Here is an 11,995-nt window from a genome sequence, read left to right as displayed (position 1 = left end):
GGCCGCGCAGGCGGGGGGCGCAGCCCAAGGTGGTCGCCCTCGGCGGCGGCATGGGCCTGTCCGCCTCGCTCGCCGCGCTGCGCCGGATCACCGGCGACCTCACCGCCGTGGTCACGGTGGCCGACGACGGCGGCTCCAGCGGCCGTCTGCGCGACGAACTGGGGGTGCTGCCCCCCGGCGACCTGCGCAAGGCGCTGGCCGCTCTGTGCGGCGACGACGACTGGGGCCAGACCTGGGCCCGGGTCATCCAGCACCGCTTCCACTCCAAGGGCGATCTGCACGACCACGCGGTGGGCAATCTGCTGATCGTCGCGCTGTGGGAGCAGCTGGGCGACCATGTGCAGGCCCTGGACCTGGTCGGCAAGCTGCTCGGCGCGCACGGGCGCGTGCTGCCCATGTCGGCCGTGCCGCTGGAGCTGCAGGCCCTGGTCAAGGGGCACGACCCGGAGCGTCCCGAGGACGTGGACACGGTGCGCGGCCAGGCCACCGTCGCCCTCACCCCGGGCGAGGTGCAGTCGGTGCACGTCGTGCCGTCGGACCCGCCCGCCGTGCCCGAGGCCGTCGAGGCCGTGCTGGACGCGGACTGGGTGGTGCTCGGCCCCGGGTCCTGGTTCTCGTCCGTCATCCCGCATCTGCTGGTCCCCGAACTGCTCGACGCCCTCACCGACACCAAGGCGCGCAAGGTGCTCCCGCTGAACCTGGCGCCGCAGCCGGGCGAAACCGAGGGCTTCTCCCCGCAGCGTCATTTGGAGGTTTTGGGGCGACACGCCCCTAAACTCGCCCTGGACGTGGTGCTGGCCGACGAGGCGGCCGTGCCCGACCGCGATTCGCTCACCGAGGCCGCCAAGCGGCTGGGAGCCGCGGTCGAGCTGGCGCCGGTGGCCCGGACCGACGGAACTCCCCGGCACGATCCGGAGCTGTTGGCCGCCGCGTACGACCGTATTTTTCGGATGCATGGAAGGATCGGCCCATGGCGATGACGGCAGCGGTGAAGGACGAGATCTCCCGGCTCCCCGTCACCCGGACCTGCTGCAGGAAGGCGGAGGTCTCCGCCCTTCTGCGGTTCGCCGGCGGCCTTCACCTGGTGAGCGGGCGCATCGTGATCGAGGCGGAGCTGGACACCGCGATGGCGGCCCGCCGTCTCAAGCGGGACATTCTGGAGATCTTCGGCCACAGCTCCGAACTGATCGTGATGGCGCCCGGCGGACTGCGCCGGGGCTCGCGCTACGTGGTGCGCGTGGTCGCCGGTGGCGACCAGCTGGCCCGGCAGACGGGCCTGGTGGACGGCCGGGGCCGCCCGATCCGCGGCCTGCCGCCGCAGGTCGTCTCCGGGGCCACCTGTGACGCCGAGGCGGCCTGGCGCGGCGCGTTCCTCGCGCACGGCTCGCTCACCGAGCCCGGCCGGTCCTCCTCGCTGGAGGTGACCTGCCCGGGCCCCGAGGCCGCGCTCGCGCTGGTCGGCGCCGCCCGCAGACTGTCCATCGCCGCCAAGGCCCGCGAGGTGCGCGGGGTGGACCGGGTCGTCGTCCGCGACGGCGACGCGATCGGCGCCCTGCTCACCCGGCTCGGCGCGCACGAGTCGGTGCTGGCCTGGGAGGAGCGCCGGATGCGCCGCGAGGTGCGGGCCACCGCCAACCGGCTCGCCAACTTCGACGACGCCAACCTGCGCCGCTCGGCCCGCGCCGCCGTGGCCGCCGGGGCCCGGGTGCAGCGCGCGCTGGAGATCCTCGCCGACGAGGTGCCCGAGCACCTCGCCGCCGCCGGACGGCTGCGCATGGAGCACAAGCAGGCGTCCCTGGAGGAGCTGGGCGCGCTCGCGGACCCGCCGCTGACCAAGGACGCGGTCGCGGGCCGTATCCGCCGCCTGCTGGCGATGGCCGACAAGCGCGCATCCGACCTGGGCATCCCGGGCACCGAGGCCAACCTCTCGGAGGAGCTGGCGGACAACCTCGTCGGCTGATCCACTCGGCGATCCACGATGTGAGAGCCGGTGCCGACGCCCGTTCGGGTGGTCGGCACCGGCTTTCGCGTGTCCGTGAGGCGCCCTTGACGCCCCCCTGGTGTGACATGAGCCTGGCAACCTGGTCCGCGCTGTGGCGGACCACCACGAGGGGGGTTCATGAGACACCCAGTGAGATCGATCCTCGCCGCCGGAGCCCTGCTGGCGGGCACGGCGGCCCTCGGGCCCGTACCGGCCCAGGCCCAGCCCCACCCCGCGAGCCCCGTGAAGACGGACCGCGCCGCCCAGGTCAAGGTCTTCCGCGCCGAGGTGACCCGGGCCCAGCTGCCCCTGCTCGTCGAGGCGGGCCAGGACGGCCGCGAACTCGACGCCCAGACGGCCGGAGCGGGCCGCAGCACCGTCGAGGTGTACCTCACCGACCGCCAGGCCGGGCAGTTGCGCGCGCGGGGCGTACGCCTCACCGAGCACGAGCTGCCGAAGGCCGCGGACAAGCGGGTGGCGGCCGCCGCGCAGCACGTCTTCCGCCCGTACAGCGGCAGCGGCGGCCTCCAGGAGGAGCTGCTGCGCACCGCGCGCGAGCACCCGGACCTGGCCAAGGTCGAGTCCATCGGCCGTACCGTCCAGGGCAAGGACATCCTCGCGCTCAAGCTGACCAAGGACGCGAAGCGCGCCAAGGACGGCGCCAGGCCCGCCGTGCTCTACGTGTCCAACCAGCACGCGCGCGAGTGGATCACCCCGGAGATGACCCGGCGGCTGATGCACCACTACCTGGACAACTACCGCTCGGACAAACGGATCAGAAAGATCGTCGACACCACCGAGCTGTGGTTCGTCCTCTCCGCCAACCCCGACGGCTACGACTACACCTTCCAGGGCGACGACACCCGTCTGTGGCGCAAGAACCTGCGCGACCTGAACGGCGACGGTGTGATCGGCGCGGGCGACGGCGTCGACCTCAACCGCAACTTCGCCTACAAGTGGGGCTACGACGACGAGGGTTCGTCCCCCAGCCCCGCCTCCGAGACCTACCGGGGCCCCGCCCCCGCCTCCGAGCCCGAGACCAGGGCACTGGACGCCTTCGAGAAGCGGATCGGCCTCAAGTACGCCGTCAACTACCACTCCGCCGCCGAACTCCTCCTCTACGGCATCGGCTGGCAGGTGGCCACGCCCAGCCCGGACGACGTCCTCTACAAGGCGCTCGCCGGCACCCCGGACCACTCGGCGATCCCCGGCTACCGCCCGCAGATCTCCTCGGAGCTGTACACCACCAACGGCGAGGCGGACGGCCACGCGGCCAACGTCAACGGCCTGGCGATGTTCACCCCCGAGATGTCCACCTGCCAGACGGCCTCGGAGTCCGACCCGGACGACGCCTGGAACCCGGACGACTGCCGGTCGGTGTTCAGCTTCCCCGACGACGAGCGGCTCATCCAGCGGGAGTTCGAGAAGAACATCCCCTTCGCGCTGTCCGTCGCCGAGAGCGCCGTCCATCCCGACCGTCCGGCCTCGTCCGTCGGATTGAGCGCGGCCGACTTCACCCCGGCCCCCTTCACCACCTCGTACGCGCGCGGTACGGCCCAGGAGGTCTCCGTCACCGCCCGCAAGGCGGTCCGCGACAAGCGGCTTGAGTACCGCGTCAACGGCGGCCGTACGCAGCAGCGGAGCCTGCGCGCCTGGAAGGGCGGCGAGCGGTACGGCGGCGCCGACCACCTCTACTTCGACGAGTACCGCGCCGAGGTGCCCGGCGGCAGGCCCGGCGACCGGGTCGAGGTGTGGTTCAGCGGCAAGGGGAAGAACGGCGCGAAGACCGCCAGTACCCACTTCACGTACACCGTCGAGAAGCGCCCCGCCGCCGACACCCTCGTCGTCGCGGAGGAGGGTGCGAAGGCCGCGCGGGCCACGGCCTACACGGACGCGCTGCGGGCGGCCGGACGCCATCCCCTCGTGTGGGACACCGCGACCCGGGGCGCTCCGGACGCGCTCGGCGTGCTCGGCCACTTCCGCACGGTCGTGCACTACGCGGGCCCCGGCGGCCCCGGCAACGCCACCCAGCTCCAGTTGCGCGCCTACCTCAACGAGGGCGGGCGGCTGATCGAGGCAGGGGAGAAGGCCGGGGGCAGTGTCGACCTCGGCGGCGGCAACCGGTCGGACGACTTCAGCCAGTACTGGCTGGGCGCGTACAGCCGCACCTCCGTCAAGGGCGTCACCGCGCTCACCGGCTCCGGCGCCCTCTCCGGCATCTCCGCCGCCCTCGGCGACGCGCCCGGCGACCCGCTCGACGCGGCCGGTGCCTACGGGGTCACCTCCGACGAGCTGGCCCCCGCCGACTACCCGCAGTTCACGAGCGCGGGCGCGGGCGCCTTCAGCGGGGCCCCCACCCCGTACGGCCCGTACTCCGGCTCCTTCATGGCGGCCGCCGTCCACACCGACGACGCCTACAAGCGCCTCACCCGCACCGTCGACCTCACCGGTGTCGGCGCCGCCGACAGGCCCGAACTGAGCACCCGGCTGCTGTGGGACACCGAGCCCGGCTACGACCACGCGATCGTCGAGGTCCACACCGTGGGCGCCGACGACTGGACGACCCTGCCCGAGGCGGGCGGTGCGACCGGCACCACCGTGCCCGAGGAGTGCGGGGCCGGGTTCCTGATCGGCGAGCACCCCTGGCTGCGCCACTATCTGACGCTCTCCGGCGGCGCCTGCACCGCGACCGGCTCCACCGGCACCTGGCACAGCCTCACCGGCGCCTCCGCGGGCTGGCAGCACGCGCGGTTCGACCTGAGCGCGTACGCGGGCCGGAACATCGAGGTGTCCGTCTCCTATGTCACCGACCCCGGCACCGGCGGCCACGGCGTCCTCGTGGACGACGCCTCGCTCGTCGTCGGCGGCACCGCGCGGGACACCGAGGGATTCGAGACCTCCCTCGGCCCCTGGCGCGTGGCCGGACCCCCGCCCGGCAGCCCCGGTGTGCTGAAGGACTGGACGCGCACCGGCGCCCTCTTCCGCACCTATGGAGCGGTCACCACCCGCGACACGGTGCTCCTCGGATTCGGCCTGGACCAGGTGTCCTCGGCGGCCGACCGGACCGCTCTCACGCGCAAGGCGCTGGCCGCGCTCGGCAGATGACGGAGGCCGCACCTCACAGGTGAGCGAGACCCCTTCTCAACGGTGCGCGGGAGCACCTGACATCAGGTGAGCCGACACCCTCACGAACGAGTGAAATACCCGCCCGGAACGACGGTCAGTCCCTGACAAAAAGGAGTGAAACGACCGCCGTTCCGGGCCGGTCCGTACCCTACTGACGGGTAAGGAAGGCCTGCCCGTGTATGCGCCATCTCGATGTCACCCCGGGGGCTGCGGAGAGGTAGGGTCGGGGGTGGTCGGGGACATCCCAAATACAGCTCGCCGGCACCGCATAGCCGGCGTACCAACGAGGAGATCGGTTCGTGACGATCCGCGTAGGCATCAACGGCTTCGGCCGCATCGGGCGTAACTACTTCCGCGCACTGCTGGAGCAGGGTGCGGACATCGAGGTTGTGGCTGTCAACGACCTGGGTGACACCGCGACCACGGCGCACCTGCTGAAGTACGACACGATCCTGGGCCGCCTCAAGGCCGAGGTCACGCACACCGCCGACACCATCACGGTCGACGGCCACACCATCAAGGTGCTCTCCGAGCGCAACCCCGCCGACATCCCGTGGGGCGAGCTGGGCGTCGACATCGTCATCGAGTCGACCGGCATCTTCACCAAGCGCGAGGACGCCGCCAAGCACCTCGCTGGTGGCGCCAAGAAGGTCCTCATCTCGGCTCCGGCCAAGAACGAGGACATCACCATCGTCATGGGCGTCAACCAGGACAAGTACAACCCGGAGACGGACCACGTCATCTCCAACGCCTCGTGCACCACCAACTGTGTGGCGCCGATGGCGAAGGTCCTGGACGAGAACTTCGGCATCGTCAGCGGTCTGATGACCACGGTGCACGCGTACACCAACGACCAGCGCATCCTGGACTTCCCGCACAGCGACCTGCGCCGCGCCCGCGCCGCCGCCGAGAACATCATCCCGACCACCACCGGTGCCGCCAAGGCGACCGCGCTGGTCCTGCCGCAGCTCAAGGGCAAGCTCGACGGCATCGCGATGCGCGTCCCGGTCCCGACCGGCTCGGCCACCGACCTGGTCGTGGAGCTGCAGCGCGAGGTCACCAAGGACGAGGTCAACGCCGCGTTCAAGAAGGCCTCCGAGGACGGCTCCCTCAAGGGCTTCCTGTCCTACACCGAGGACGAGATCGTCTCCTCCGACATCGTCGGCGACCCGGCTTCCTGCACCTTCGACTCGTCCCTGACGATGGTCCAGGACGGCAAGACGGTGAAGATCCTGGGCTGGTACGACAACGAGTGGGGCTACTCCAACCGCCTCGTGGACCTCACGGTCTTCGTCGGCGAGCAGCTCTGAACGACCCCAGCAGGACCTTGAAGTGAGAGCAGGGCCCGGGCAGCGCACGGCCGCGCTGACCGGGCCCTGTCTCACGCATGGACCACGCCCTCTTACGATCGGGGGCATCACGAGCCCTCCTCAGGAGTCCACTCAATGAAGACGATCGACGAACTTCTCGCCGACGGCGTGAGCGGCAAGCGGGTCTTCGTCCGCGCCGACCTCAACGTGCCGCTGGCCGACGGGACCATCACCGACGACGGTCGCATCCGTGCCGTCCTGCCCACCGTCAAGGCCCTCGCGGACGCGGGCGCCAAGGTGGTCGTCGCCTCCCACCTGGGCCGCCCCAAGGGCGCCCCGGACCCGGCCTTCTCGCTGCTGCCCGCCGCCGAGCGCCTCGGTGAACTCCTCGGCGCCCCGGTCGCCTTCGCCCAGGACACCGTCGGCCCCGCCGCCCACGCCGCCGTCGACGGCCTGGAGCCCGGCCAGGTCGCGGTCATCGAGAACCTGCGCTTCAACCCAGGCGAGACCTCCAAGGACGACACCGAGCGCGGTGAGTTCGCGGACCAGCTCGCCGCCCTCGCGGACGTGTACGTGGGCGACGGCTTCGGCGCCGTGCACCGCAAGCACGCCTCCGTGTACGACCTCCCGGCCCGGCTGCCGCACTACGCCGGCTACCTGATCGCCCAGGAGGTCGGTGTCCTGAAGAAGCTCACCGACGACGTCGAGCGCCCCTACGTCGTCGTGCTCGGCGGTGCCAAGGTCTCCGACAAGCTCGCCGTCATCGACCAGCTCCTCGACAAGGCCGACCGGCTGCTCATCGGCGGCGGCATGGCCTACACCTTCCTCAAGGCCCAGGGCCACGAGGTCGGCATCTCCCTCCTTCAGGAGGACCAGATCCCGGCCGTCAAGGAGTACATGGAGCGCGCCGAGAAGAACGGCGTGGAACTGCTCCTGCCCGTCGACGTCCTGGTCTCCCCGGAGTTCCCGGACCTGAAGACCAAGGCCCCCTCCCGGCACACCGTCGTCGACGCGGACAAGATCCCCGCCGACGAGGAGGGCCTGGACATCGGCCCGAAGACCCGGGAGCTGTACGCCTCGAAGCTCGCCGACGCCAGGACCGTCTTCTGGAACGGCCCCATGGGCGTCTTCGAGCACCCCGACTACGCCGAGGGCACCAAGGCGGTCGCCCAGGCCCTCGTCGACTCCGACGGCTTCACCGTCGTCGGCGGCGGTGACTCCGCCGCCGCGGTGCGTACCCTCGGTTTCGACGAGAACGCATTCGGCCACATCTCGACCGGCGGCGGCGCCTCCCTCGAGTACCTCGAGGGCAAGACGCTCCCCGGCCTCGCCGCACTGGAGGACTGACCTGTGAGCACGCGCACGCCGATCATGGCGGGCAACTGGAAGATGAACCTCAACCACCTGGAGGCCATCGCCCACGTCCAGAAGCTCGCCTTCGCCCTGGCCGACAAGGACTACGACGCGGTCGAGGTCGCCGTCCTGCCGCCCTTCACCGACCTGCGCTCCGTGCAGACGCTGGTCGACGGCGACAAGCTCAAGATCAAGTACGGCGCCCAGGACATCTCGGAGCACGACTCCGGTGCCTACACCGGCGAGATCTCCGGCCCGATGCTGGCCAAGCTCAAGTGCTCCTACGTGGTCATCGGCCACTCCGAGCGCCGCCAGTACCACCACGAGACCGACGAGATCGTCAACGCCAAGGTCAAGGCCGCCTTCAAGCACGGCCTCACCCCGATCCTGTGCGTCGGCGAGGAGCTGGACGTCCGCGAGGCCGGCGACCACGTCGCCCACACCCTCCGCCAGGTCGAGGGCGGCCTGAAGGACGTCCCGGCCGACCAGGCCGAGACCGTCGTGATCGCCTACGAGCCCGTGTGGGCCATCGGCACCGGCAAGGTCTGCGGCTCCGACGACGCCCAGGAGGTCTGCTCGGCCATCCGCGGCAAGCTGGCGGAGCTGTACTCGCAGGACGTGGCCGACAAGATCCGTATCCAGTACGGCGGCTCCGTGAAGGCGGCCAACGTGGCCGAGATCATGGCGAAGCCGGACATCGACGGCGCCCTGGTCGGCGGTGCCTCGCTCGACACGGACGAGTTCGTCAGGATCGTGCGCTTCCGCGACCAGTGACCGGCCGTGATCATCGGTCGTGATCAAGACCGTGAGTAGGCGGTAGCGGCGATACGTCGTACCCTTGCGAGGGGCATGGCCAGGGTGCCGTGCCCCGTCGTCCATCCGAATCCGAGGAAGTTGGTCCAGCCGTGGTTTTGGGGTTCTCGATCGCCCTGATCGTCTTCAGCCTGCTGCTGATGCTGCTGGTGCTGATGCACAAGGGCAAGGGCGGCGGTCTCTCCGACATGTTCGGCGGCGGCATGCAGTCCTCCGTCGGCGGCTCCTCGGTCGCCGAGCGCAACCTCGACCGCATCACCATCGTGATCGGTCTGCTGTGGTTCGCGTGCATCATCGTCCTCGGCATCCTGATGAAGTCGAACGCCTGACGCGCACGTCCGCACCGCACAACTGCATACATCCCGTACGTAAAGCCCCATGTTCGGTACGCGCTCCACGGCGCGGCCTATCATGGGGCTTGCGTCTGGGCGGGGACCGTACCTCCCATCACTGGACGTGCGTTGGGCCTTACGTAGACTGAGGCGCTCGCGGCGAAGCGAAAGGCCGACCGGCTTCGCGGCACCATCACGCAGGGAGTTACGACCGTGGCAAGTGGCAACGCGATCCGAGGAAGCCGGGTCGGGGCGGGGCCGATGGGCGAGGCAGAGCGTGGGGAGTCCGCTCCGCGGCTGCGCATCTCCTTCTGGTGCTCCAACGGGCACGAGACCCAGCCGAGCTTCGCCAGCGACGCGCAGGTCCCCGACACCTGGGACTGCCCGCGCTGCGGCTTCCCGGCCGGTCAGGACCGGGACAACCCGCCGGACCCGCCGCGCACCGAGCCCTACAAGACGCACCTGGCCTATGTCCGGGAGCGGCGCAGCGACGCGGACGGCGAGGCGATCCTCGCCGAGGCGCTCGCCAAACTGCGGGGCGAGATCTAGCAGTTCACACCGGCCGGGAGCCCTGGGGGTACCCGGCCGGAGCCGTACCACCCGGCGGTCAGGACCCGTTGTCAGTGGTGCCCGCTACGGTTCACGCATTGATCGAACGTGCGTCGATGAAGCGTGTGCCGACGGGAATCATGGGGGGACGGATGGCCGGGGCGGTGGCGGCTGAGGAGCGGGCGCCCGCGTGGCGCGGGGGATTCGGGCGGCTGTGGACGGCCGCGATCGTCTCCCGCGTCGGTGACGCGCTGCGCACGGTCGCACTGCCGCTGCTCGCCGTGCGTCTGACGGACGATCCGCTCGCGGTCGCCGCCGTCAGCGCCTGCGGCTATGTGCCCTGGCTGCTCTTCGGCCTGCTCGGCGGGGCGGTCGCCGACCGGGTCGACCAGCGCCGGGCCATGTGGTCGGTCGATCTCGTACGTGCCCTGCTGGTCGCCGCCTTCGCCCTCGCCGTCGGCCTGGGGCACGTCTCGCTCCCGCTGCTGATCGCCCTGGCCTTCTGTCTGACCGCCCTTCAGACGCTCTTCGACAACGCCGCCACGGCCCTGCTGCCCTCCCTGGTCCGGCCGGACGAGCTGGGCACCGCCAACGCCCGGCTGATGACCGGTCAGCAGCTCGCCGGCGGGCTGCTCACCGGACCGTTCGTGCCGCTGCTGTTCGCGGCCGGAGCCTCGATGCCCTTCGCCGCCGACGCGGGCACCTTCCTGGCCGCCGCCGCACTCGTGGCCTCCCTGCGCACCGCGCCCCCGGACCGCGAGCCCCGGCCGCAGGGCAGCACTCTGCGCGCCGAGACCGCCGAGGGCCTGCGCACCCTGTGGCGCGACCCCGCGCTGCGCGCCTGCTGCGTGGCGACCCTGTTGTGCAACATCGGCATGGGCGGCCTCATCGCCACCCTCGTCCTGCATGTCACCGGCTGGCTGCACGCGAGCAACTCCGGCTACGCGGCCGCCATGTCGGTGTACGCGGCCGGAAGCATCGCGGGGGGTTTCCTGGCCCAGCGGATCGCCCGCCGCACGGGACGCGTGCGGGCCCTGCTCCTCGGCGGCACCGTCCAGACCGGTGCACTCCTCCTCATGGGCTCGGTACGCCACCTGTCCGCGCTCCTCGTCGCCATGGCCGTGCTCGGCGCCATGGGCATGGTGTGGAACGTCAACCAGAGGACGTTGATGCAGCAGCGCGCCCCGGCGTCCATGACCGGCCGGGTCTCGGCCGCGTTCCGTACCGCCTCCGTCGCCGGGGCGCCGCTCGGTGCGCTGCTCGCCGGGGGCGCCGCCCGGTTCCTCGGCCTCCAGGCGCCGGCCCTGCTCGCGGGCGCACTCTTCGCCCTGGCCGTCGTCTCGCTGATACCGGCGCGGCGCGCGGACGTACCAGTGGTCACGACGCGGGTGGACACGGCCACCGTTCCTCCCGCCCGCTGATCAACTAGGTTGGTTCCGCCGCCGGGCAAGGCACGCGGCAGGACAGGCCCAGGAAGGAAGGCTGAAGTCGGAGATGAACGCAGACGGCCGTACCAGGCTCGACCAGTTGCCCGAGTGGAACGCCCTCGCCCGGCACCGCGAGGACATCGCGGACACCGGCCTGCGGGAGCTGTTCGCCGCCGATCCCGGACGCGGCACCGGATACACCGTCCAGGTCGGTGACCTCTACATCGACTACAGCAAGAACCTGGTGACGGACGAGACGCTCGCCCTGCTCCAGGAACTCGCCACCGCCACCGGCGTGTTCGGGCTGCGGGACGCGATGTTCCGCGGTGACCGGATCAACGTGACCGAGGACCGCGCGGTGCTGCACACCGCGCTGCGTGCCCCGCGTGAGGCGGTGATCGAGGTGGACGGCGAGAACGTCGTCCCCGGCGTGCACGCCGTCCTCGACAAGATGGCTGCCTTCGCCGACCGCGTCCGTTCCGGTGAGTGGACCGGCCACACCGGCAGGCGGATCAAGAACGTCGTGAACATCGGCATCGGCGGCTCGGACCTCGGTCCGGCCATGGCCTACGAGGCGCTGCGCGCGTTCACCGACCGCGATCTGACCGTGCGGTTCGTGTCCAACGTGGACGGCGCCGACCTGCACGAGGCGATCCGGGACCTGGACCCGGCGGAGACGCTGTTCATCGTGGCGTCGAAGACGTTCACGACGATCGAGACGATCACCAACGCGACTTCCGCCCGCCAGTGGCTCCTGGAGTCCCTCGGTGACGAGAAGGCCGTCGCGCGGCACTTCGTGGCGCTGTCCACGAATGCCGAGAAGGTGTCCGGGTTCGGGATCGACGTGGACAACATGTTCGAGTTCTGGGACTGGGTCGGCGGGCGGTACTCCTTCGACTCGGCGATCGGTCTGTCGCTGATGATCGCGATCGGCCCGGACCGGTTCCGGGAGCTGCTGGACGGCTTCCGGATCGTCGACGAGCACTTCCGCACCGCTCCGGCGGAGGCCAACGCGCCTTTGCTGATGGGTCTGTTGGGGATCTGGTACAACAACTTCTTCGACGCGCAGTCGCTGGCGGTCCTGCCGTACAGCCACTATCTGTC

The 11,995-nt window shown here is 70.9% G+C and carries 10 protein-coding genes; all 10 read left to right on the top strand.

Going from position 1 to position 11,995, the window contains the following annotated elements; translation table 11 throughout:
- Window positions 1-980: uridine diphosphate-N-acetylglucosamine-binding protein YvcK (gene yvcK, locus GTW40_RS01055; protein ID WP_161178240.1), on the top strand; the 980-nt coding region annotated here is incomplete at its 5' end.
- A complete protein-coding gene (whiA, locus tag GTW40_RS01050; protein WP_018545744.1) occupies window positions 971-1,960 on the top strand; it encodes a DNA-binding protein WhiA in 990 nt (329 codons plus the stop codon). The genes yvcK and whiA, both read left to right, overlap by 10 nt.
- A 159-nt stretch (window positions 1,961-2,119) precedes the next feature.
- On the top strand, window positions 2,120-5,086 hold the full coding sequence (locus GTW40_RS01045; RefSeq protein ID WP_202485198.1) for a M14 family metallopeptidase: 2,967 nt from the start codon (window positions 2,120-2,122) through the stop codon (window positions 5,084-5,086).
- Window positions 5,087-5,406: 320 nt separating this feature from the next.
- A complete protein-coding gene (gene gap / locus GTW40_RS01040; protein WP_161178239.1) occupies window positions 5,407-6,417 on the top strand; it encodes a type I glyceraldehyde-3-phosphate dehydrogenase in 1,011 nt (336 codons plus the stop codon).
- Between the two features lie 135 nt (window positions 6,418-6,552).
- Entirely contained in the window at window positions 6,553-7,764 is a 1,212-nt protein-coding gene (locus GTW40_RS01035) for a phosphoglycerate kinase (protein ID WP_161178238.1), read from the top strand.
- A 3-nt stretch (window positions 7,765-7,767) separates the two neighbouring features.
- Entirely contained in the window at window positions 7,768-8,544 is a 777-nt protein-coding gene (gene tpiA / locus GTW40_RS01030) for a triose-phosphate isomerase (RefSeq protein WP_161178237.1), read from the top strand.
- Window positions 8,545-8,675: 131 nt separating this feature from the next.
- Window positions 8,676-8,912 carry a preprotein translocase subunit SecG gene (gene secG / locus GTW40_RS01025; protein ID WP_161178236.1) on the top strand — a complete coding sequence of 79 codons (237 nt, stop codon included), beginning with the start codon at window positions 8,676-8,678 and terminating at the stop codon, window positions 8,910-8,912.
- A gap of 216 nt (window positions 8,913-9,128) precedes the next feature.
- Window positions 9,129-9,464 (top strand): RNA polymerase-binding protein RbpA, encoded by a 336-nt coding sequence (locus GTW40_RS01020; RefSeq protein ID WP_003957010.1) that lies wholly within the window; start codon window positions 9,129-9,131, stop codon window positions 9,462-9,464.
- Window positions 9,465-9,616: 152 nt separating this feature from the next.
- Complete coding sequence (locus tag GTW40_RS01015; protein ID WP_161178235.1) at window positions 9,617-10,885, top strand: MFS transporter; 1,269 nt, start codon at window positions 9,617-9,619, stop codon at window positions 10,883-10,885.
- 73 nt (window positions 10,886-10,958) lie between these two features.
- Window positions 10,959-11,995, top strand: a 1,037-nt coding sequence (pgi, locus tag GTW40_RS01010) for a glucose-6-phosphate isomerase (RefSeq protein ID WP_161178234.1), incomplete at its 3' end; no start/stop codon positions are given.

The sequence above is a fragment of the Streptomyces sp. SID4985 genome (assembly GCF_009863025.1).
GTDB lineage: Bacteria > Actinomycetota > Actinomycetes > Streptomycetales > Streptomycetaceae > Streptomyces.
This window is presented reverse-complemented; position numbering and strand designations above follow the sequence as displayed.